General features: G+C 36.4%; 23 protein-coding genes. 10 read left to right on the forward strand and 13 right to left on the reverse strand.

The genetic code is table 11. The features are described from left to right. Position 1: 1 nt before the first annotated feature. From AC0L6O_RS15055 to AC0L6O_RS15065, 3 genes are read right to left on the reverse strand one after another with little or no spacing between them, the layout of a single operon-like run. Complete coding sequence (locus AC0L6O_RS15055) at positions 2 to 1,114, reverse strand: hypothetical protein (RefSeq protein ID WP_473303489.1); 1,113 nt, start codon at positions 1,112 to 1,114, stop codon at positions 2 to 4. 2 nt (positions 1,115 to 1,116) lie between these two features. After that, positions 1,117 to 1,920 (reverse strand): hypothetical protein, encoded by an 804-nt coding sequence (locus AC0L6O_RS15060; protein WP_473303490.1) that lies wholly within the window; start codon positions 1,918 to 1,920, stop codon positions 1,117 to 1,119. Beyond that, positions 1,892 to 2,437, reverse strand: a complete 546-nt coding sequence (locus AC0L6O_RS15065) for an RNA polymerase sigma factor (protein ID WP_473303492.1) — start codon at positions 2,435 to 2,437, stop codon at positions 1,892 to 1,894. The genes AC0L6O_RS15060 and AC0L6O_RS15065 overlap by 29 nt, the downstream gene beginning before the upstream one ends. 171 nt (positions 2,438 to 2,608) lie before the next feature. Between AC0L6O_RS15065 and AC0L6O_RS15070 the strand changes: the two genes are divergently transcribed. The 4 genes from AC0L6O_RS15070 (at position 2,609) to AC0L6O_RS15085 (ending at position 5,926) form a co-directional block, all read left to right on the forward strand. Next, positions 2,609 to 3,592 (forward strand): pyruvate dehydrogenase complex E1 component subunit beta, encoded by a 984-nt coding sequence (locus tag AC0L6O_RS15070; protein WP_473303493.1) that lies wholly within the window; start codon positions 2,609 to 2,611, stop codon positions 3,590 to 3,592. A gap of 110 nt (positions 3,593 to 3,702) precedes the next feature. Continuing rightward, a complete protein-coding gene (locus tag AC0L6O_RS15075) occupies positions 3,703 to 4,773 on the forward strand; it encodes a Gfo/Idh/MocA family oxidoreductase (protein WP_473303494.1) in 1,071 nt (356 codons plus the stop codon). Positions 4,774 to 4,893: 120 nt separating this feature from the next. Further along, positions 4,894 to 5,355, forward strand: coding sequence for a DinB family protein (locus AC0L6O_RS15080; RefSeq protein WP_473303495.1), 462 nt, complete (start codon positions 4,894 to 4,896; stop codon positions 5,353 to 5,355). Positions 5,356 to 5,368: 13 nt separating this feature from the next. Continuing rightward, entirely contained in the window at positions 5,369 to 5,926 is a 558-nt protein-coding gene (locus tag AC0L6O_RS15085) for a DinB family protein (protein WP_473303497.1), read from the forward strand. A gap of 52 nt (positions 5,927 to 5,978) precedes the next feature. Here AC0L6O_RS15085 and AC0L6O_RS15090 read toward each other — a convergent pair whose 3' ends face one another. The 3 genes from AC0L6O_RS15090 to trpS are packed head-to-tail and all read right to left on the reverse strand — an operon-like array spanning position 5,979 to position 7,979. After that, entirely contained in the window at positions 5,979 to 6,407 is a 429-nt protein-coding gene (locus AC0L6O_RS15090) for a DUF2147 domain-containing protein (protein ID WP_473303498.1), read from the reverse strand. Next, on the reverse strand, positions 6,382 to 6,984 hold the full coding sequence (locus AC0L6O_RS15095) for a phosphatase PAP2 family protein (RefSeq protein WP_473303499.1): 603 nt from the start codon (positions 6,982 to 6,984) through the stop codon (positions 6,382 to 6,384). Before AC0L6O_RS15095 ends, AC0L6O_RS15090 begins: the two co-directional genes overlap by 26 nt. Positions 6,985 to 7,001: 17 nt before the next feature. Next, positions 7,002 to 7,979 carry a tryptophan--tRNA ligase gene (trpS, locus tag AC0L6O_RS15100; RefSeq protein ID WP_473303501.1) on the reverse strand — a complete coding sequence of 326 codons (978 nt, stop codon included), beginning with the start codon at positions 7,977 to 7,979 and terminating at the stop codon, positions 7,002 to 7,004. A gap of 52 nt (positions 7,980 to 8,031) precedes the next feature. Here trpS and AC0L6O_RS15105 point away from each other — a divergent pair, with 52 nt between their 5' ends. Further along, positions 8,032 to 8,700 carry a DUF2461 domain-containing protein gene (locus AC0L6O_RS15105; protein WP_473303502.1) on the forward strand — a complete coding sequence of 223 codons (669 nt, stop codon included), beginning with the start codon at positions 8,032 to 8,034 and terminating at the stop codon, positions 8,698 to 8,700. A 1-nt stretch (position 8,701) separates the two neighbouring features. On the opposite strand, the gene AC0L6O_RS15110 is transcribed toward AC0L6O_RS15105, so the two are convergent. Continuing rightward, positions 8,702 to 9,406, reverse strand: a complete 705-nt coding sequence (locus AC0L6O_RS15110) for a hypothetical protein (protein WP_473303503.1) — start codon at positions 9,404 to 9,406, stop codon at positions 8,702 to 8,704. Between the two features lie 208 nt (positions 9,407 to 9,614). Between AC0L6O_RS15110 and AC0L6O_RS15115 the strand changes: the two genes are divergently transcribed. Further along, entirely contained in the window at positions 9,615 to 9,851 is a 237-nt protein-coding gene (locus AC0L6O_RS15115; RefSeq protein ID WP_111370722.1) for a hypothetical protein, read from the forward strand. A gap of 39 nt (positions 9,852 to 9,890) precedes the next feature. Here AC0L6O_RS15115 and AC0L6O_RS15120 read toward each other — a convergent pair whose 3' ends face one another. From AC0L6O_RS15120 to AC0L6O_RS15140, 5 genes are all read right to left on the reverse strand, one after another. Next, entirely contained in the window at positions 9,891 to 10,589 is a 699-nt protein-coding gene (locus AC0L6O_RS15120; RefSeq protein WP_473303504.1) for a Sir2 family NAD-dependent protein deacetylase, read from the reverse strand. Between the two features lie 14 nt (positions 10,590 to 10,603). Continuing rightward, positions 10,604 to 10,888, reverse strand: coding sequence for an ACT domain-containing protein (locus tag AC0L6O_RS15125; protein WP_473308533.1), 285 nt, complete (start codon positions 10,886 to 10,888; stop codon positions 10,604 to 10,606). After that, a complete protein-coding gene (locus AC0L6O_RS15130) occupies positions 10,822 to 11,001 on the reverse strand; it encodes an ACT domain-containing protein (protein WP_473303505.1) in 180 nt (59 codons plus the stop codon). Before AC0L6O_RS15130 ends, AC0L6O_RS15125 begins: the two co-directional genes overlap by 67 nt. Beyond that, the gene (topA, locus tag AC0L6O_RS15135; protein ID WP_473303506.1) at positions 11,002 to 13,479 is read right to left on the reverse strand and encodes a type I DNA topoisomerase; all 2,478 of its coding nucleotides are present in this window, start codon (positions 13,477 to 13,479) and stop codon (positions 11,002 to 11,004) included. 299 nt (positions 13,480 to 13,778) lie between these two features. Continuing rightward, on the reverse strand, positions 13,779 to 14,126 hold the full coding sequence (locus AC0L6O_RS15140) for a hypothetical protein (protein ID WP_473303507.1): 348 nt from the start codon (positions 14,124 to 14,126) through the stop codon (positions 13,779 to 13,781). A gap of 136 nt (positions 14,127 to 14,262) precedes the next feature. On the opposite strand from AC0L6O_RS15140, the gene AC0L6O_RS15145 reads away from it, so the two are divergent. The 4 genes from AC0L6O_RS15145 to AC0L6O_RS15160 all read left to right on the forward strand — a co-directional run bounded on the left by AC0L6O_RS15145 (position 14,263) and on the right by AC0L6O_RS15160 (position 17,933). Then, entirely contained in the window at positions 14,263 to 15,213 is a 951-nt protein-coding gene (locus AC0L6O_RS15145; protein WP_341224597.1) for a ribose-phosphate pyrophosphokinase, read from the forward strand. 1 nt (position 15,214) lies between these two features. Further along, positions 15,215 to 15,838 (forward strand): 50S ribosomal protein L25/general stress protein Ctc, encoded by a 624-nt coding sequence (locus tag AC0L6O_RS15150; RefSeq protein ID WP_473303509.1) that lies wholly within the window; start codon positions 15,215 to 15,217, stop codon positions 15,836 to 15,838. 143 nt (positions 15,839 to 15,981) lie between these two features. Next, positions 15,982 to 16,833 (forward strand): UDP-2,3-diacylglucosamine diphosphatase, encoded by an 852-nt coding sequence (locus AC0L6O_RS15155; protein ID WP_473303511.1) that lies wholly within the window; start codon positions 15,982 to 15,984, stop codon positions 16,831 to 16,833. Further along, positions 16,830 to 17,933: a glycosyltransferase family protein gene (locus AC0L6O_RS15160; RefSeq protein ID WP_473303513.1), complete on the forward strand. Its 1,104-nt coding sequence runs from the start codon at positions 16,830 to 16,832 to the stop codon at positions 17,931 to 17,933. The genes AC0L6O_RS15155 and AC0L6O_RS15160 overlap by 4 nt, the downstream gene beginning before the upstream one ends. Positions 17,934 to 18,168: 235 nt before the next feature. Here AC0L6O_RS15160 and AC0L6O_RS15165 read toward each other — a convergent pair whose 3' ends face one another. Then, a complete protein-coding gene (locus AC0L6O_RS15165; protein ID WP_473303514.1) occupies positions 18,169 to 20,991 on the reverse strand; it encodes a TonB-dependent receptor in 2,823 nt (940 codons plus the stop codon). Positions 20,992 to 21,013: the final 22 nt, after the last annotated feature.

Consider the following 21,013-nt stretch of genomic DNA (forward strand, 5'->3'; position numbering starts at 1 on the left):
ATTATTTGCCAAACTTTAATCCGAAGGTCATCACTTCGGTCATGTATTCGTTTTTGCCTGCAAATTGATTGGCAACGCCAGAAGATACTGACATTACTTCTAACTCTCTATTTCGTACTCTATTCTTAACGTATTGACCAAAAAACGTAATTCCACCTACTCCTACTTCGCACACTAAACCATACCTAAATGGCGTAGCTTTTACACCGCCTACCACCACAGGGGCGGAAGGTACATTATCTTTAATTTTAGTGATAGAGTTTCCTATTACATTCACACCTATGGTAGGTCCAAAGCCTAAAGAAACCACACGTTTATCGGAGCGATTATTAAAAGATACCGTAGGAATAAGCTTAAAATTAAACCCTGCCTTCACTACATTATAAGGCACCGTAGTAAACGACTTTGAATAAGAATCTTCGTCGGCATATCGCCATAAAATATAATCAGAATCGCCATCAAATGCACCAGAAGCCAACGTATCAGGAGAAAAGGATACTGAGTTTTCCATTCCAGCCGGACTACTTGATTGTAATAAAACAGAGCTAGCATCACTATTTTTTTCTTTCCCAAACTTCTCAAAACTAAAGAAAGCCTCTAGTCCTCCTTTTAATAATAAAGATGCTCTGTGATTCCCATAAAGTTCTAGGTGCCTATTGACACTGGCGGCTAAATAAGGCGACTGAAATACCTTTACGGTATAAGTATTTTCAGGATAAGATGTTTGAAAGTAAGAATCTAATTGGTTTCCCGTCGTATTTCTTAAGAGATTGGCTACCAAATTAGCGTTTAAGATTTCGTATCCTTCTGAATAATTAAAGCCCAAATAATAATTCATATAATATCCAGAAAGATGCTTACGCTCTTTTCTTAGGTACTTTTCACCCGAATTATCTTTAAGAAAAGACTTTCTGGTTTGACTGCTATTTAGCTTTGCCTGCATTTCTAGAAGCATCTTATTGAAGTCGTAGTTTTTTAAATCTTCATATGCACTTGGGTCTTTGGCTATAAAAAGAAGTTCTGAACTATTTCCTATCAATACCTGCAAGGTGTCTGACTGTGCCATGACCGCATCTGAAAAAAGAAGCAGCATAACAATTAAAATCTTTTTCATGCTTAAAGTTTAGACTTCTCGTTGGTTTTGGTAGACTCTAAAAATTTAACCCAGAGTTCTCCTATTTTATTCTTCTTTTCAGGCTCCCAGTCTCCAGTCCGGTTATACTCTCCTACCCTTTGGATAAAACGTACCACTTTTACATTAGACCTTACTCCTTCTTTCTCTTCTTCAGGAATAATCAGTGTGATTTTTTTTCCCTCTAAAGCCTCTTTCTTTTCTAAAAGAGCAACATTCTCCGTTAAAATCATTTCAGGTACTGCTACTAATTTTATATCAATATCATTAAATGAAATATCCGTTTCTATTGGAGACATTTCTATTGAAGACAAAGCCGGTAAATTACTCGAAACATCTTTCGCTTCAATTTCATTTGTACCTTCAGCCAAAGCTAAACCTTGCGTTTTAAAACTGCTTACTATTTGCGGTCTAGCACCAACTAATTTCGTTTTAGTTACTCTTTCTTTATCTAAAGGTACTGCTTGATTTGAGGCCATAGCTTGATTTGAGGCCATAGCTTGATTTGAAGGCAGTACCTCATTTGAAGCTACACTTTGTGTCATCTCGTTAGGAGTCATTGGCGTTACCCCTGCCATTACTGCAGTTTCTTCAGGAGTAATTTTCCAAAAAACAAATAGAGAAACCAAAGCAACACAAGCTGCCAAAGCGAAAGGCCAAACCCTTTTCTTAGACTCCTTTTGTTCTATTCTAGCCCAAACGTCTTGTTTGTTCCATACCTGCCGACCTGCTCCAAAAAGTAGCACATTCCTTATTTCTTCAATATCTGAATCTAGTTTCCTTTCCATAGATATTTGTAATTTTATTTCTTAACATTTTTTTGGCATGGCTTAATTGCGATTTGGAAGTACCTTCTGAAATCCCTAAATCCTTGGCAATTTCTTTGTGAGAATACCCCTCCATTACATACATATTAAACACAGTCCTATAACCCGGTGGTAATTTCTCCACCAACACTAAAATATCATCATGAGCTAATTGTTTTAATACATCTGGCTCTAATGCTAGATTTTCAGCCACGCTTTGTGGCAGCATTTGAAAGGAATTGTTTCTTCTAATTTCAGATAAACATTCGTTTACCACTATTCTTTTCATCCACGCTTCAAAACTTCTCGCGTTTTCAAAATTGCCTTTGCTTGCCGATTTGAATATAGACATAAAGGCATTTACCATCATGTCCTCAGCGGCCATGGCGTTGCCCATGTACCGTTTCGCCAGCGAAAACAGTACATCACTATATTTCTCGAAGACCTCTTTTTGAGCTTTGGGATTATTACTCTTTAGAAGTTCTATTGTTTTAAGCAAAATCAATATTCGATTCTATTTGTCTATATAATGCCTAAAATCAAAAAAAGGTTGTATCCACCAAAATAGAATTACATAAAATTATGCTTCTTTTTTTAACATTACTTGGCTAATTTCGCAGCTGCAAATAGAAGCGAGAAGCTGTCAAATAAAACGATTTAAGCCAAAAGGATGAGAGAAATTCAATTCAGAGATGCTATAAAAGAGGCCATGTCGGAAGAAATGCGTAGAGATAAAGACGTTTTTCTTCTTGGTGAGGAAGTAGCTGAATATAATGGTGCCTATAAAGCTAGCCAAGGAATGCTAGACGAATTTGGCCCTGATAGAGTATTAGACACCCCTATAGCCGAATTAGGTTTTTCTGGTATAGCTGTAGGTGCAGGTATTAACGGACTAAGACCAATAGTGGAGTTTATGACTTTTAACTTCTCTCTGGTTGCCATTGACCAAATTATTAATGCTGCCGCAAAAATCATGTCGATGTCGGGCGGTCAATATTCTTGCCCTATAGTTTTTAGAGGGCCTACAGGAAGTGCAGGTCAATTGGGTGCTCAGCACTCTTCTAACTTTGAAAACTGGTATGCAAATACACCAGGTCTTAAAGTAGTAATACCTTCAAACCCTTACGATGCTAAAGGACTTTTAAAGTCTGCCATTAGAGATAACGACCCAGTTATTTTTATGGAGTCTGAGCAAATGTATGGTGATAAAGGTGAGGTGCCTGAAGGGGAATATTTAATTCCAATAGGCAAAGCCAATGTAATAGAGAAAGGTACAGATGTTACTATAGTATCTTTTGGAAAGATGATTCCTCAAGTAGTTATGCCAGCTGTAGAAGCATTAAAGAAAGAAGGTATTAACGCTGAGGTTATAGATTTAAGAACAGTAAGACCTATAGATTATGCTGCAATAGTAGAATCTGTTAAGAAAACAAATAGATGCGTGGTAGTAGAAGAAGGACCTCCATTGGCGGCTATTTCTTCTGAAATTTCTTACCACTTACAGCGTAACGCATTTGACTATTTAGATGCACCAGTAATTAGAGTGAATAGCATGGATATTCCTTTAAATTATGCTCCTACGCTTATTGAAGCTACTCTTCCTAATAAGGCCAGAGTAATAGCTGCAGTTAAAGAAGTTATGTATAAAGCCTAAATATTAAAGTTTTAGGATATAGTACTTTTAAGCTCGGAGATAATTTCTCCGAGCTTTTATTTTGTCAAAATTCTCCCTAACTATACATTCATTTAAGACCAGAACAGTATATGAGCACAATAAAAATATTAGTGGTAGGAGCAGGAAACATGGGAGCTTCTCATGCCAAAGCCTACCATGACATGCCTGAATTTGAAATATGTGGCATAGTTTCAAGAGGAGATAGTAAAAAGAAACTGAACGAAACCTTAGCTGCTGACTATCCTCTTTTTGAAGATTATTATAAGGCTTTGAAAAGTACTAAACCTGATGCCGTAAGTATTTCAACCTATCCAGACACGCATGAGGCTTATGCCATAGCAGCTTTAGAAGCCGACTGCCATGTGTTTATAGAAAAACCTTTAGCAGACACTGTGGAAGGAGCCGAAAGAGTAGCGGCACTTGCCAAAGAGAAAAACAAAAAACTGGTAGTTGGTTACATTTTAAGGGTGCATCCTTCTTGGGAAAAGTTTGTAGAGATTTCCAGAACTATGGGTAAGCCATTGGTTATGAGAATGAACCTTAACCAACAAAGCCATGGCTACATGTGGGATGTACACAGAAATCTCATGAAAAGCCTTAGCCCTATAGTAGATTGTGCGGTGCATTATATTGATATTATGTGTTTGATGACGCAGTCTAAACCTGTCAAAGTTTCGGCCATAGGAGCTAGACTTACAGACGATGTACCTGACTGGAATTATAACTATGGACAACTTCAAATAAGGTTTGAAGATGGTTCTGTAGGTTGGTATGAAGCTGGCTGGGGACCCATGATGAGCGAAACGGCTTTCTTTGTCAAAGATGTCATAGGCCCAAAAGGCTGTGTTTCCATTTTAGCGAGAGAGGCCGCTAGTTCTGGAAAATCTGATGATATAGACTCTCACAGCAGAACACAATCGCTTAAAGTACATTATGCCGATATTGACAAAGAAAACAACTTCACCAAAAAAGATGAATGGATTTTCTTAGATGACGAGCCAGACCATCAAGAACTTTGTAACCGTGAGCAGCAGTATTTCTTAAAAGCAATTCAAAAAGACCTTGATCTTACAGAGCATATTAATGATGCCGTAAATAGTTTAAAAGTAGCTTTTGCCTGCGACAAGTCTGTTAAAACTGGGGAGATGGTGGAGATATAAAAGCCTTAAGTATCTAAATTTTAAAAGAAATGGACGGGTGACTAAGATAGTTTTCAAAAGAATTTCCTTCCCTCCGATATTTTTATCAATTTTGTCATGACCTGAATTTAAAGGCACCTAATGAGTAAGGAACTAGATAAAATTATTGACAATTTAGAAACCGTTTTTAGAGGAGACGCTTGGCACGGCCCGTCTGTTTTAGAAATGCTAAATAGTCTTCCAGAGAAAGTAGTAGACCAAAAACAGGGCTACTCTAAAAGAACAATAGCCGAACTAGTATACCATCTGGTAGCTTGGCGAAAGTTTATTATTCAAAAACTGGATGACAAAATTCACTATACTTTAGAATCTGAAGAAGACAACTGGGGTAGCCCAAAAATGACTTCTCAGGCTAACTGGCAAAACCTTATCCAACTCTTTAAAGACACACAAAAAGAGCTTGTGGACCTTTTAGAAGAGCAAACGGACGAATTATTAAACAGAAGAGTTCCCGGTGAACACTACGATTTTTATAAACTTTTAACTGGTATGATTCAGCATGACACCTATCATCTTGGCATGATTTGGGTACTCTGGGAATAATAACATTTTTTATATGGCAGAAACTAACGAAGAAAACAGAGAACTAGTAGAACGTCTAAAGACACTTCTTAATGCTGGATATCATGGCGGAGCATGGCATGGTCCATCCGTTTTGGAGGCAATAAAAAACATTACGCCTGAAGAGGCTAGCTTTAAAACACCGACCATACACACGGCTGCAGAGCTTATATATCATATTACTAGCTGGAGAATTTTCACTATCAAAAGACTCCAAGGAGATTCTGATTATCAGATTGATAACGATAAGAAGAATTTTGGTTCGGCTCCTAAAGTAGATGAGTTTGAGCTAGAAACGCTCATCATGGAATTAAGTCTTAGCCATGATGAACTCATTAAGGAAATGGATAAGATTAATGATGATTTTTTAAGTGAAATAGTACCAGGCTCTGAGTATGATTATTTTACACTCATAAATGGAATTATACATCATGACATTTACCACTCTGGTCAAATAAGTATTCTCAAAAAAATGTCAGCAGCATATGTAGATAACGACGGCGATGAGCTAAGCAGCAGATATTTTGACGATGGCTTAGGCGATGCGTTTTAAATAAAAAAAGGCGATGTGAAATTCACATCGCCTTTTTTTTGCTTTAAGATAATTATCTGGTAGCTCTAGTTAAATGGCTAGTTCTTCCTAAAAGAGAAAATCCTATATAGCCTCTAACTTCTACCTTTTCTGTATTCACTTCTGTAATAGTACAAGAGTATAGTTTACCATTTCGTGGGTCATAAACGGTCCCGTCTTCCCACGTATTCTCGTCTTCCTTTTTAAAGTCTTTCAAAAAAACTAAGCCCATCAAAGGTTTCTTGGCCAAAACTGGATCTGGATTTCTGGAATCTAACCTTGGCTTTCCATTTTCATTGGGTTCTTTTAACCAAACTATTTTACAGAACAGCTTATCTCCATTCATAAAAAACTGAACACGGCTACTTCTTTCTTCATTATACCACGTGCCATCCGTAATTTTTTGAGCATTGGAAATGAAAGAAATAGCCAAAAGGCTAAATAATAAAATCGTTTTTTTCATAAGGTTTCTTGATGTTAAAGTGCTTTTTAAAAAGTGTATAAAGTGTGAAACTAATAAAAAATCCGATAAGAGAACCTACTAAGACATCTCCTGGATAATGAACACCGACATAAATACGACTATAAGACACTAAAATTGCCCAAACCAATAAGAGTTTAACAAACAGTTTCTTCTCTCTAAAAATAAAAAATAGGCCACCAAAAAGGGCGAAGGAATTAGCTGCGTGCGATGAAGCAAAACCAAATTTACCTCCGCAATGCCCTTCCAGTAAATGAACCAGCCCAACCAATGCCTCATTATGGCAAGGCCTCGGCCTTTCAAAAAAAGGCTTCATAAGACCAGACGTAATAAAATCAGCCAAACCAACCGCAGCAAAAAGATAAACCACATAAATGATTGCCTGCTTTACAGGAAAGCTTCGTGCGATATAAAATATCAACAGCAAATAAAAAGGAATCCAAGTATTTCGAGCTGTAACAATACCCATAAAACCATCTAAATATGGAGCATGAATACCGTTAAGGAAAACGAATAAAGCTTCATCTAATCCTATAAAACCTTCTACTACTGTTTCCATAATGATTTCATTAAAGCTTAAGCATCAAAACCCAAAGCCTTCCTCACTTCGTGCATCGTTTGCTTAGCTATCACTTCAGCTTTTTTCTCACCTTCTACTAGCTTAGCTTCTAAAGCTTCCTCATTTTCCATGTAATAATTAAAAAGCTCTCTTTCTTTAGAAAAACGAGCTAGAATCACATCTAGAAGAGCTTTTTTGGCATGTCCGTAGCCATAATTACCGGCTTCATAGTTAGCCCTCATTTCAGCTATCTGCTCTTCTGAAGCTAATAATTTATACAATGTAAAGACATTGCAAGTGTCAGGATTCTTTGGTTCTTCCAAAGGAGTATCATCTGTCACTATTTTTTTTATAGACTTATAGAGAGCCTTTTCTGGCAAGAAAATATCAATGTAATTATTGTAAGACTTCGACATCTTTTGACCGTCCGTTCCCGGAATTGTCATTACCGATTCGTCAATCTTAGGTTCTGGCAAAGTAAAAACCTCGCCATAAGTTCTGTTAAAAGAAGCCGCTATGTCTTTTGACATTTCTAAATGCTGCTTTTGGTCTTTCCCTACGGGCACAAAATTGGCTTGATAAAGCACTATATCCGCAGCTTGTAAAACAGGGTATGTAAAAAGACCTGCATTTACATCAGCCAGCTTATCAGACTTATCTTTAAAAGAATGAGCATTGGCTAACATCGGATAAGGTGTTTGACAATTCAAATACCACATTAACTCAGTATGATACTTAGCTAATCTTGACTGACGATAAAAAAAGTTTTTCTCCGTATCAAAACCACAAGCTAGCCAAGCCGCAGAAACCGCTTTTGTGTTTTCTTTCAAAACTGCTGGGTCTTTGATAGACGTTAAGCTATGCAAATCAGCAATAAAAAGAAAAGACTCATTTTTAGGGTCTTTTGAAAGTTCAACTGCCGGAGCTATTGCTCCTAAAATGTTACCCAAATGTGGCTTACCTGTTGCTTGAATACCTGTCAGAATTCTGGCCATTCTATTTTAAAATTGTTTTGTAATTGAGAATGTAAAATTAGAGATTTAGGGCATGATTGACCCAAATACTTTTCAATTTTTAAAAGAACTAGAGAAAAACAATAATAAAGAATGGTTTCAGGACCATAGAAAGTGGTACGATGACAGCAAAAAGGATTTTATTGAGTTTAGTTCAGAAATTTTGGAAGGTTTAAAATTGATTCAACCTGACCTCATCAACACCGATATTAAGAAGTGTATTTTGAGAATAAACAGAGACATCCGTTTTTCAAAAGACAAAAGACCTTATAAAAATTATTTTGGAGCTGGGTTTGGACCAGGTGGAAAAAGCAGTGGACGTGTGGACTTCTATTTCCAAATTCAGGCTCAAGACCAAAGTCTTCTTGGTGCTGGCATGTGGAGCCCTACCCCAGAAAATCTAGCCAAGTTTCGTCAAGAAATTGATTATAATCCTCAAGATTTAAAAAGCTTAATTGAAAACAAAGCCTTTAGAAAATTCTTTAATGAGATAGAAGGTCAAAGGTTAAAAACCAAACCTAAAGGATATGATTTAGACCACCCTGATATAGAACTACTGAAATATAAAGAACTATTTTTCTTGAGGAGATTTAAAGAAACTGAAGTTTGTCAAAAAGGCTTTGATAAAACTATAATAAAAGGCTGTAAACTCTTAAAACCTTATCAAGATTACCTTAATGCCTTATTTTTTGATGACTTTTAATTTATCGGATATCATCTAAAAAGCTATAATCCATTTCAGGCCATGGTTCTGGTCTGGTGTGACTTAGTGTTCTTTTAATAACATCTTCTAAATCATAATCTTTTTGATGCGTAGCAAATACCACCTCTAAATATCTTGAAAAACACATTTTACGTCCTAGAAAACCTTCACTTATGGGATAATTAATATCCTCTTGAATCACAATCCATTTAATGGACAAAAACAATTCTTCTAAAGTAAGGTCAAAGGAATTACCAAGCCGGTTAAATTTCTTCTCACCATGCCATTCAGAAACTGAATTTAGAAGCTCTTCAGTTGGTTTCTTTTTTGAATATCGCAAATCCGCTTTAAACTGCTTTAAATCAATATCATTTTCTTGAGATAGCTGAATTAAGGCATTACATATTCCCAATGGAAACATGCGTCCAAACTTTATTTTGTTATAAATGTCAACTATCAAATTGGCATGAGAAAGCGAAGTCAATACCCCATTCTTGAAAATATCAACTCGATAATCAAAAACAATATCGCCGGAAGATTTACGATAAGCCTTATAACCAGGAAAAGAAACAGATATCATACTTCCATTACTACACTTTTCTAAAACAACACTTTCAGAATGCCTTAACTTTGAGATTACAGCATTTTTGAAATCATACTTTTCAAAAATGGATAAAAGAGTTATTTGTGCTGCATTAAAATTCATCTATATCTCTTGACAATAAGTTTATAGTCGATAAACATGGGAAGAACATGTTTCTAAAATAGTAATCTTTTTGTAGTCCGAAATTAAATTTCGCAGCAAAATCTAGAAAAAATCCAATTTTCTGTATTATTTTCTTTATAAATGAACTTTTAGTCTCGATTTTTTTTTGTATAATTGAACAAATTGTATAACAGGCTAAATATCATAGATGTCGCAAAGTAAAAAAGGTAGGCCGCCTACCAAAAAAGTCGGACTGAAAGAAGGTTACTATATAGAAGTTAAAAACAAAGGCTCCAACTCAGGTATCAAACTTCGTAAAGAAAATATGATGCAGGTGGAAATGGCCATTAAGCAATACGAAAAAATCAAGATTGTCGCTTATGTAGGGCAAGTTAAAGCCGGGAGATGGTTAGATGGCAAATATAAAGGCCAAAAAACTGCCTAGTTAAGATAGTAACTCTTACAAACAAGCTCATTGAAGTTTTTATAGAAACTCTTCAATGAGCTTTTTCTTTAAATCAGGTAACACTACACTTGCCGCACCTTCAAGAAAAACTATGTTTTTATCGTTTTGAGCCGATGCTGGCAAAACCTTATCAATTATATATTTTGGAGAATTTCTTGGTACATATCTTATCAAACCTGCGGCCGGATAAACTTGTAAGCTAGTCCCTATCACCAGAAATATAGCAGCCTGTTCACATATTTCTATCGAAGGCTCTATCATAGGTACGGCTTCGCCAAACCAAACAATATGCGGACGCAACTGCCCGCCACATTTTCCTTTATCACCTACATTTATTGGTTTTGAGCCTATATCAATAATTTCACTAGGATTTACATCACTTCTTACTTTTGAGAGCTCTCCGTGCAAATGAAGTACATTAGAAGAACCACCACGCTCATGCAAATCATCTACATTCTGCGTAATAATCTTCACATCGAAATATTCTTCTAATTCGGCTAGTGTTTTATGAGCCGCATTTGGCTTAGCTTCGGCAGCAGCTTTTCTTCTTTCATTATAAAACTTCAAAACCAACGCAGGGTTTGCAGCAAATGCCTCTGGTGTGGCCACATCTTCTACCTTATGGTTTTCCCAAAGGCCATTGCCATCTCTAAAGGTTTTCAAACCACTTTCCGCACTGATTCCGGCACCTGTCAAAACTACTAAGCTCTTTTTCATAAACTAAAGATAGCTTAGATGCCTTTTTCTGACAAGTTTGATAAAATTTTCATGGCAGCGTCTTTATCATCTTTTGACACAAAAATATGGACATGATTTACGCCAGCAATCACATTACAGCTAATTCCTCCACCTGAAAGGGCATTTGAAAAAGCAGCTGTAAGACCTACATCATTCAAATCAGAAAATACCTTTAGCGTAATCCAGGAGAATACGCCATCATAATTTAAATTTAGTTCTTCCGCTTGACCTTCGTCAAAACCAAAGAAATGCCTTCTGGCTCTCTGAAAAGAGCCAATATATCGTCAATGTCAATTCCGCTCATACTTTGAACAGATACAAAAACAAAATCTCCCGAATTATATTCGGGAGACATGTTTTCTATAAGACTTTCAATGCTGTTTTTAGCCATTTATCCTTTTGCTAATTCTAAACACTCTTCTAGCGTTAGTTCTTCTGGTTTTTTATCCTTAGGAATCTTTATATTCCTTTTACCTACTTTAATATAAGGACCATATCTTCCATTAAGTACCTGTACCTTATCATTTTCTTCAAAAACCTTAATCGTTTTTTTAGCGTCGGCTTGACCTTTGGCTTCAATTAATTCTGCCACTTTAGCGTCGTCAATAGTAAGCGGGTCTTCTCCTTTAATGCTAATGTACTTGCCTTTGTATTTTATATATGGACCAAATCTTCCTTTCCCTACTAAAACTGGCTCATCTTTATAATTAGCCATATCTCTTGGCAAAGCACTTTCAGGGTCTTTTCTTTTAATTTCTATTAATTCTAAAGCCCTTTCCATCGTTACTTTGAAAGGGTCTTCTCCTTTTTCTAGGTTATAATATTTGCCATTATGAAGAATATAAGGGCCATATCTTCCTTCGTTAACCACTAAAGCGTGGTCTTCAAAAATCCCTAATTCCAATGGTAATTTTGGTCCTTTAATTACCTCTAGAGCCTCCTCCATGGTAAATTCAGCTATTATAGTTCCTTTTTTAAGGCTAATAAATTCTGGTTTATCCTCATCGGTAGACTCTCCAATTTGAAGATAAGGACCAAACTTACCAAGCTTAGCAAAAACCTTTTTACCATCTTCATCAGGATACATTCCCAATTCATGGGCATTAGAACCCGCAGAGCCATCAGCAGCTTCCGCCTTTTCTATTTTATCATGAAACTCCTTGTAGAAACTGCTAATCATGTTTTGCCAAGGCAATTTACCTTCAGCCACATCATCAAACTCGTCTTCTACACTTGCAGTAAACTTATAATCAAGAATATCATTAAAATTGGCTACCAAGTAATCATTAACTATAAGCCCAATATTCGTTGGAAACAGTTTTGATTTCTCTGTACCGAAAGTTTCAGAACCATGGTTTTCTTTTACCTCACCACCTTCTAAAACATACTCTTTATAATCTCTCTTCTCCCCTGCTCTATCCTCTTTAACTATGTAGTTTCTCTTAATAACCGTAGAAATAGTAGGTGCATAAGTAGATGGTCTACCAATACCTAATTCTTCCAGTTTCTTTACCAAACTAGCTTCCGTATATCTTGCAGGTGGTCTTGTAAATCGCTCTGTAGTCTTCAAAGTTTGAAGCTCTAAAATTTGACCTACATTTAATGGAGGAAGCATGTCTTTGTTTTCTTCGTCTTCATCATCCGTAGATTCTAAATAAACTTTAAGGAAACCTTCAAACTTAATAACCTCACCTGTAGCGGTCAATTCTTCGTCTCTTGTAGAAACACCAATTTTAGCAATCGTTCTTTCTATTTGAGCATCACTCATTTGCGAAGCAATAGAGCGTTTCCAAATAAGATCGTAAAGTCTTTTTTGGTTTCTATCTGCTCCAGCTTCAGTTACCGAAAAATCGGTTGGTCGAATAGCTTCGTGAGCTTCTTGAGCCGATTCGCTTTTGGTTTTATACTTTCTAACCTGAACGAATTCTTCTCCATAAGCTGACTTTATTTGCCCAGTAGCACTATTGACAGCATCTTGAGAAAGATTGGTAGAATCCGTACGCATGTATGTGATTTTACCACTTTCATATAGTCGCTGAGCCACTTGCATGGTTTGAGCTACAGAGAAACTTAGTTTCCTAGAAGCCTCCTGCTGAATGGTAGAAGTAGTAAATGGAGGTGCTGGTTTTCTTTTAGTAGGTTTAACTTCTAGATTGTTAATCTTAAAGTCTGCACCTATACAGTCGTTCAAAAACTTAACAGCATCTTCTTCTGCATCAAAGTTTTTACCTAATTCCGCTTTAAGAATCTTGTTTGGTTCAATATTAAATAAAGCCGATACTTTAAAAGAAGATTTAGAATTATGTGATTCTATTTCACGCTCACGCTCTACTACTATTCTTACTGTAACAGACTGTACCCTTCCGGCCGAAAGATTTTTTCTATCTGCTCCTCCTAACCTAATCTTTTTCCAAAGCACTGGAGATAGCTGAAAACCCACTAACCTATCTAAAACACGTCTAGCCTGCTGAGCATTAACTAAGTCAATGTCAATTCCTCTTGGACTTTCAATAGCCTTAGTGATGGCATTTTTTGTAATCTCTCTAAAAACTATTCTTTTGGTATCATCAGCCAAACCCATAGCCTCTTTAAGGTGCCATGAAATAGCTTCTCCTTCGCGGTCATCATCAGTTGCTAGCCATACGGTAGCACCTTTTGCGAGTTTCTTTAATTCTGTTACTACCTTCTTCTTATCGGTAGATACCTCATAGGTAGGTTCAAAGTTATTATCAACATCTACCCCAAGTTTCTTATTTGGAAGATCTCTTATATGACCAAAACTAGACTTGACCACAAAATCTTTTCCTAAATAACCTTCTATTGTTTTTGCTTTCGCTGGGGACTCTACAATTACTAAATTCTTCGACATATATTTTTTGTTGCTGTATTAGCTTCAGTCTCGATTTAAGGACAAATTAAGTACATATATAAAGAAAGAGAAAGAATAAATTCATTATAGCCCTGATTATAAACCAGCATATCTATAAACGCAAAAAGAAGAAACCACCTACAATCAACTAATTGACAGCACTATATGAGCCATTAAAGCAAGGTGAGAGTTAAATTTGGAGAAGAAAATAAAACTATCAGTTCTTTCCCATAATTGAGAGAAAGACGACGCTTCACGCAAAAAACGACTATTTGAACACTCCTTATAAGGAGTTTCGATTATCGCTTTTTAGTAGGTGGGATATAGTCAAAACCATTTTGAACCTTAAGATTATATTCAAAAAATTCCATGGCACGCCTAACGTTTTTTCTATTTACCGCTATAAAATAAGGTTTCCTTCCATTTTTCCTTATCAAACGGGTATCAAGTTTATAAATCGTTCCTTCCGGAAACTTAGAAATGAATTTTCTTGGGACACTTACTTTTAGGTCACAAGGAACCTGCTGACCATCAATAGTCTCTAGTCTCATGGATGCATTATTAGCATCTAAAACAGCTTCAGCAAAAACATCTAAAAAAAAGCTTTTACTTAACTCAGGAATTTCATCCACTAAGGATAACTGCATATTCTCGTCTTATATATTCGTTACAAAAATAAAATTTTTAGCATTTTTTACAAAACATTCTAAAACTTACTGTGAGGAGTGGGTTTTGACGCATAATTTCTCTACTTTTGCACCTCGTTTCCAAAAATACATCTAAATGGCTGAGGTTAAGATATTTTCCGGCACTAATTCAAAGTATTTGGCTAGCATGGTAGCCGATTATTACGGTAAAGAATTAGGCAAAACTTCTATTAAGAGATTTGCTGATAGTGAAATTTCTGTTGCTTACGACGAAACAGTTCGTGGTTGCGATGTTTTTTTGGTGCAAAGCACTTTCCCAAATGCGGATAATCTTATGGAATTGCTCCTAATGATTGACGCTGCTCGTAGGGCTTCGGCACATTATGTAGTAGCGGTTATACCTTATTTCGGTTATGCTCGTCAAGATAGGAAAGACAGACCAAGGGTAGCTATAGGTGCCAAATTAGTAGCCAATATGTTAATGGCTGCTGGTGCTGATAGAATTATGACACTAGACCTTCATGCGGGTCAAATTCAAGGATTCTTCGACATCCCAGTTGATCACCTTGAGGGTACATCGGTTTTTGTACCTTATTTAAAAACAAGAAATTTAGATAATCTAATATTTGCCTCTCCTGATGTAGGAGGAGTAGCGAGGGTAAGAAAATTTGCGACTCACTTTAATGCAGATATAGTTATATGTGATAAGCACCGTAAAAAAGCCAACGAAATTGCTTCTATGCAATTAATTGGTGAAGTAGAAGGTGCCAATGTAATCTTAGTAGATGACTTGATTGACACTGGTGGCACCATGTGCAAAGCAGCTCAAATTATCATGGATAAAGGAGCAGCCTCTGTAAGAGCTATTTGTACACACCCTGTTTTATCACATAAAGCACATCAAAATATTGAAAATTCTGTTTTGGAAGAATTGATAGTAACTGATTCAATTCCTTTAAAACAAGAAAACGAGAAAATCAAAGTTCTTTCTGTAGCTGAGCTATTTGCTAAGGCTATTGGAAGAATCAGAGATAACGGATCCATAAGCACACTTTTTATAAATTACCAACATCAAATAACATTTTAAAATGAAAAAAACCGAGATTGTAGGGTTTAATAGAGCGAATCTTGGTCGTTCAGCTTCTAACCAGCTTCGTGCTGAGGGGCAAGTACCATGTGTACTTTATGGCGGCAAAGAGCAAGTTTCTTTCTATGCACCTGCTTATTTATTCCGTCCGTTGATTTACACACCGGATGCCTATGAAGTAAAATTGAATATCGAAGGAAAAGAATACCAAGCTATTCTTCAAGATAAACAATTTCACCCAGTGAATGACACTTTGACTCATGCTGATTTCTTAGAAATCACTGCTGACAAAGTAATTAAAATTTCTGTACCAATTAGATTAATAGGTACTCCTGCAGGTTTAGCAGCTGGGGGAAAATTACAGCACAAATTACGTAAACTAAGACTTCAAGGACCAGCATCAGCTATTCCTGAGTACGTAGACGTAGATGTGACTACATTAAAATTAGGTGATTCAGTTAAAGTTGAAGTACTAGACCTTCCAGGTTTAAGTATCCTTGACGCTTTATCAAATCCTATAGCGAGTATTGTTATTCCTAGAGCAGCTAAAATGGCTGGCGACGAAGATGATGATGACGATGAAGATGGCGAAGGAGAAGATGCTTCTGAAGCAGCCGCAGAATAAGATTTATTCTGTTCTCAAATTAAACACTGCCTTTTTAGGCAGTGTTTTTTTATGCCCCAATTTTTACATAAACGCCCTTTCCACTTAACACAAACATAGCCTTACGGTAAACTTCAATTAACATTTGCTTGACAACTTGCGTCATGCAAAAGAAATACGACTACAGAACTATAGTGATTTCCGATGTCCATTTAGGAACAGCCGGAAGTAAGGCTATTGAAGCTACCAAGTTTATCCGCGATTATACCTGCGAAAGATTAATTCTTAACGGAGACATTATTGATGGTTGGCAATTAAAAAAATATGGTGCTTGGAAAAAAAAGCACACTGCCTTTATCAGAGCCGTCCTTAAAACCATAGAAAAAGACGACACAGAGGTTTATTACGTCAGAGGTAACCATGACGACTTTTTAGACCAGTTCTTACCGTTTTCTATTGGTTCCAACTTTAAGATAGTTCAGGAGTTAGTACTAAACTCTGGAGAAAACAAATTCTTCATAACACATGGTGACGTCTTTGACTTAGTTACCAAAAAAGCCAAATGGCTTGCTCACATTGGTGACCTAGGCTACACAGCCCTTCTTTGGCTAAATAAGAAGTATAACCAGTACCGTGTTTTTAAAGGCAAACCCTATTATTCATTATCAAAACAAGTAAAAAATTCCATAAAAATGGCAGTAAACTATATCTCCGACTTTGAGGAACAACTCTCTGAAATGGCTAAATCAAAAGGCTGCAACGGCATTATTTGTGGCCACATTCACCAGCCAGCTATTAAAACTATTGACAACATTAAATACATGAATTCTGGTGACTGGGTCGAAAACAAATCTGCACTAGTAGAAGATTACAGCGGCAACTGGGAAATAGTGTACGACGCCTCACACTTACACACAGATTCTTTAGATGAATTGCCTATTGAATTCGATTTAGATATGGAAGAACCAGATAGAGAATTTGAAGAATCATACAGTCATATTTTCGAATTGAAATGAAAATAGCTTTTATTGTTCAAGGAGAAGGTAGAGGGCACTTAACACAAGCCATTAGTCTATTTCAGCAGCTTCAGGGCTCTAATCATGAAGTGGTAGCTTGTTTAGTGGGGATGATAAAACAAGATGACTTTAGCTCCATTATTGAACAAGAAATAAATACTAAAGTCCATTACTTCAGCAGTCCAAACCTCATTTATAACCAAGCGGGCAAAGGACTAAGCTTAAAAAACACTATAATCCAAAATCTAAAGAAACTCCCAGAGCACAACCAAAGTCTTAACAAAATGAAAGGCTGGATGGACAAATACCAGCCAGACCTAATTATCAACTTTTATGATTTCTTAGCAGGTATCTATCAACTAAGATTTCCGCAATCTGCCCCTCCTATGATATGCATTGGGCATCAGTACCTTTTACTGCATGAGCAATTCGTCTTTCCTAAGAAAAGGCTCGTAGACCGAATACTGGTTAACTTAAATAGTAAGGTAACTGCCTTGAGAGCCAAAAAGATGTTAGCTCTATCATTCTCCCCTTATAAAAACCATAAAAACATTGTAAGCATACCTCCTCTTATAAGACAGTCAGTGCTTTCTGAGCCAACCTCCCAACACCCCTACTATGTGGCCTACATGACCAATGCAGGATTAGTAGAACAATTAGCCAACTGGCACAAAGAACATACAGATATTGAAATTCATTGCTTTCTTAAAACAGAGCAAGATCAGGAAGTTACACAAAGCCATAAAAACCTTTTCATCCATAAATTAGACGCTAAGAAGTTTTTAAGACTTATGGCAAATGCAAAAGGACTAATCACAACAGCTGGTTTTGAAGCGGTTTGCGAGGCTATTTATTACGGCAAGCCAGTTATGATGGTTCCAGTACCAAACCACTTTGAGCAGGCCTGTAATGCCCTTGACGCCTCTCGTTTTGGAGCCGGCATTAGCCAAGAGAGTTTTAATCTTGACAATTTCCTTACCTACACTTCCACCTTTCAAAGTCCGATGGTTCCTTTTAAAAATTGGTTGGCCGAAGGCAAATCAAAACTCATAGCCGAACTTGATTCTTTTGAGCAGGTACTAAGCCTTAAGCAGGCATAGGAAAACTATAATACCAGATTAGAAATAAGAATAAAGCCACACTTGGCCAATAACGTTCTATAAAACTTCGTAGGTCTGTCAAAATATCTTTCATTGGTCTAATTCTTTAGATATTTCAAATTTAAAGTCCTAAGATTTCCTATTCATTACCTCAATATTAAGAAACAAAAAAGCCCGGAAAATCCAGGCTGTTTTGCAATTACCAATATGAATCAAGTTTAAAAAACTTGTGTCTTTAAAGTGAATATCCTAGGCTTACACCAAATGAAGAACCTGGTTTGAATAAATCATAAACCTGAGACTCAGCATTAAACCCTTCATAAAAACGCTGACGTTTTGCATTTAAAAGGTTATTTGCATTCACACTTACAGAACCTCTCTGAGACTTCCCAAAACGTTTTGTGGCTTTGAAATTCAAAGAGTTAAATGGCATTTCGAATATATCTGGGTTTCTTCCAATACCCACTACAGATAATCTCTTACCCTGAACATTATAACTTACATTAGCCTCTAAGCCACTTTCCTGATGTAGGTATGTAGCAAAAGCGTTAATAATAAATGGCGATTGACCTTGAAGCTGTCTTGATTGGTTTATTTCTTCCCCTACCCTAGCATTCTCTACTCTAGAAAGGTACTCGTTAGGGTTCATGTCTACTTTAGAGTATACAAAAGTAAAGTTGGCACCAAAGCTTATTGGCTTCTCATTACCTACCATAAGTCCAAGATTCTTTCTTGCTTCTAGCTCTGCACCTAAAACAATAGCCTTCCCTACATTTCTTGGCTGTATATCATTTGGCGAAGCCTGTGAATAAGCCACTACCTCTATAGGGTCTTTAAACGTTTTATAGAAACCACTCACAGAAACTACTTGTCCATTTTCCATAAATTTCTCAACTCTTAAATCATAGTTCATGATTTTAGTTTCTTCCAGGTCTCTATTTCCTATGAAAGTTCTATCAGAAAGGGCATCATAAATTTGAGAAATTGAAGCCTCTTTAAAAGAAGGTCTTGCCAGTGTTCTAGCTACCGCAAGTCTTAAATTAGTTTTCTCTCTGAGTGCATACACTAAGTTTGCTGAAGGAAGTAAATCCAAGGCATCATTAATTTTCTCATTATCCAAAACTAAATCTCCTAAGTTAGTCTGTCCTGTATAGTAGTGGTCAAACTTCTCAACTCTCAAACCGTAAATTGCTTTCAATTTATCGTTCAAGCTAATTTCGTTCATTATATAAGCTGATGCTATATTCTGCTTAGCAGAGTAAGTATTTGCTGGCTCAAAATTACCAACCACATATAATCCTACATTTGTTTCTGGGGTCCAGATATTTTCAGGAAGTAATAATTTATCTGGGTCACCACCTATGTCAAATTGGCTTTGCCCTCTGATATTAAAGACGTATTGAAAGATTTCATAATCTCTGTTTTTCAACACGTTACCAACTCCAAGACGAAGTTTGGCGTCCCCTCTGTTAGTTACAAAGCTATACGTTAAATCAAGCCTTCCACTATAATCGGCTTCGTTCAAGTTTCTAAAAAGTCTCTTTGGCTGAGCACCTTCAGATGGCTGCAAAGAAAATACGCCTTCATCATATCTGAAAGGTGTTACACGAACATCCTTATCTTCTATTTTACTAAAAGTAGGAGCGAAACTCCAGTCAACTCTAAATTTATCTTCATTGCCTAAACTATGCTCTCCTTTAATACTATAATTAGATATAGACCTTTCAGAATATTCTATGTTATCTTGATAAAGTGTAGATGAGTTAAAAATGTACGTTTCCTGCTGAAACAAACCTGCAGTACTCTCGCCATTTTGAATTCTTAAGGCGTTGATACCAATTTTATGTTTATCAAATTTTATAGCCAAACCAGCTAATCCACTCGCCAGTATATTGTTTTTTGACAAACTTCCTTTTTGCGATTGGTTTAATTCAAACTCATAATCTGTAGACGGGTCAAAGCCTTTGATATAAGCATTGTACTGAGCTTCTTCATAAAAGTCCGTTGTGTTTTTATAATTGGCCGCTAGGTTATAGCCAATTGTAAACTTCTCAAAATTGATTTGGTCACCAGTTGAAATAGATGCACTAAAATCCATTGGAGATGTGGCTTTCAAAACTCCTAAATCTGGAGTAAATCTTTTAGTTAGTGTAGTAAGAGAACCATCTTTTTGAGCAACCGAAGGTATAACTTGTCTTGAGTCTACTTTCAAGTCTCTCAAGCCATCGTCAAAACCTAAAAAGTCTGTTGAGCTCTTTGGTGCTGCAATGTAGTTCTTATTAAAATGCATGGATGGATTATAAGACCCTCCTATAGATACATTGAAAGAACGCTCTAAAGGAAAATCTTTGGTAGTAATATCTACAATTCCACCTGTAAAATCACCTGAAACATTTGGTGTGGCAGTTTTTATAACTACCATATTGTCAATAATATTGGTTGGAAACAAATCCATTTGAATGGTGTTTCTGTCAGGATCCAAACCAGGAATATCTAAACCGTTAAGCATTGTTTTAGTGTAACGGTCACCAAGACCTCTTACAAAAACATACTTGCCACCTTCTACAGATACACCTGTTACTCTTTTAATGGCTCCACCTGCGTCACTATCTCCAATTCTCTTAAATGTTTGGTTTGATATACCATCCATTAGGTTTGGAGACTTTCTTTGCATTGTCAAAAGAGCCGACTCACTATTTTTCACAATGGTGGCTTTTACGACTACTTCTGCAAGAGCCTGAGCATCATTACCCATTCTTACATCTAAAACAGTAGTTTCACCATCTTTTACTATAACACCCTCTACGGTAGTAGCGGTGTAGCCTACAAAAGAGAAATTTAAAGTATAAGTACCTGGAGTTAGAGAAATGGAATAGGCACCGTCTAAATCAGTAGAAGCTCCTTTGGCTGCTTCTTTTACGTAAATTGTAGAAAATGGCAATGTCTCACCATTTGTATTGTCAATAACACTACCTCTAATAAGTCCAGATTGACCGGAGGCCGTAGTGTTAATAATCATGCCTATTACTAGCGTGATTAAGGTAAAAGTTCTTTTCATTGATTTTATATATTGGTAATTT

The sequence above is a fragment of the Arcticibacterium sp. GJ41-1 genome, from assembly GCF_055808875.1.

What these genes read in the sequence shown, in the direction of transcription:
- AC0L6O_RS15055 (WP_473303489.1), bottom strand. Translation starts at nt 1,114, where the DNA reads ATGAAAAAGATTTTAATTGTTATGCTGCTTCTTTTTTCAGATGCGGTC.
- AC0L6O_RS15060 (WP_473303490.1), bottom strand. Translation starts at nt 1,920, where the DNA reads ATGGAAAGGAAACTAGATTCAGATATTGAAGAAATAAGGAATGTGCTA.
- AC0L6O_RS15070 (WP_473303493.1), top strand. Translation starts at nt 2,609, where the DNA reads ATGAGAGAAATTCAATTCAGAGATGCTATAAAAGAGGCCATGTCGGAA.
- AC0L6O_RS15075 (WP_473303494.1), top strand. Translation starts at nt 3,703, where the DNA reads ATGAGCACAATAAAAATATTAGTGGTAGGAGCAGGAAACATGGGAGCT.
- AC0L6O_RS15080 (WP_473303495.1), top strand. Translation starts at nt 4,894, where the DNA reads ATGAGTAAGGAACTAGATAAAATTATTGACAATTTAGAAACCGTTTTT.
- AC0L6O_RS15085 (WP_473303497.1), top strand. Translation starts at nt 5,369, where the DNA reads ATGGCAGAAACTAACGAAGAAAACAGAGAACTAGTAGAACGTCTAAAG.
- AC0L6O_RS15090 (WP_473303498.1), bottom strand. Translation starts at nt 6,407, where the DNA reads ATGAAAAAAACGATTTTATTATTTAGCCTTTTGGCTATTTCTTTCATT.
- AC0L6O_RS15095 (WP_473303499.1), bottom strand. Translation starts at nt 6,984, where the DNA reads ATGGAAACAGTAGTAGAAGGTTTTATAGGATTAGATGAAGCTTTATTC.
- trpS (WP_473303501.1), bottom strand. Translation starts at nt 7,979, where the DNA reads ATGGCCAGAATTCTGACAGGTATTCAAGCAACAGGTAAGCCACATTTG.
- AC0L6O_RS15105 (WP_473303502.1), top strand. Translation starts at nt 8,032, where the DNA reads ATGATTGACCCAAATACTTTTCAATTTTTAAAAGAACTAGAGAAAAAC.
- AC0L6O_RS15110 (WP_473303503.1), bottom strand. Translation starts at nt 9,406, where the DNA reads ATGAATTTTAATGCAGCACAAATAACTCTTTTATCCATTTTTGAAAAG.
- AC0L6O_RS15115 (WP_111370722.1), top strand. Translation starts at nt 9,615, where the DNA reads ATGTCGCAAAGTAAAAAAGGTAGGCCGCCTACCAAAAAAGTCGGACTG.
- AC0L6O_RS15120 (WP_473303504.1), bottom strand. Translation starts at nt 10,589, where the DNA reads ATGAAAAAGAGCTTAGTAGTTTTGACAGGTGCCGGAATCAGTGCGGAA.
- AC0L6O_RS15130 (WP_473303505.1), bottom strand. Translation starts at nt 11,001, where the DNA reads ATGGCTAAAAACAGCATTGAAAGTCTTATAGAAAACATGTCTCCCGAA.
- topA (WP_473303506.1), bottom strand. Translation starts at nt 13,479, where the DNA reads ATGTCGAAGAATTTAGTAATTGTAGAGTCCCCAGCGAAAGCAAAAACA.
- AC0L6O_RS15140 (WP_473303507.1), bottom strand. Translation starts at nt 14,126, where the DNA reads ATGCAGTTATCCTTAGTGGATGAAATTCCTGAGTTAAGTAAAAGCTTT.
- AC0L6O_RS15145 (WP_341224597.1), top strand. Translation starts at nt 14,263, where the DNA reads ATGGCTGAGGTTAAGATATTTTCCGGCACTAATTCAAAGTATTTGGCT.
- AC0L6O_RS15150 (WP_473303509.1), top strand. Translation starts at nt 15,215, where the DNA reads ATGAAAAAAACCGAGATTGTAGGGTTTAATAGAGCGAATCTTGGTCGT.
- AC0L6O_RS15155 (WP_473303511.1), top strand. Translation starts at nt 15,982, where the DNA reads ATGCAAAAGAAATACGACTACAGAACTATAGTGATTTCCGATGTCCAT.
- AC0L6O_RS15160 (WP_473303513.1), top strand. Translation starts at nt 16,830, where the DNA reads ATGAAAATAGCTTTTATTGTTCAAGGAGAAGGTAGAGGGCACTTAACA.
- AC0L6O_RS15165 (WP_473303514.1), bottom strand. Translation starts at nt 20,991, where the DNA reads ATGAAAAGAACTTTTACCTTAATCACGCTAGTAATAGGCATGATTATT.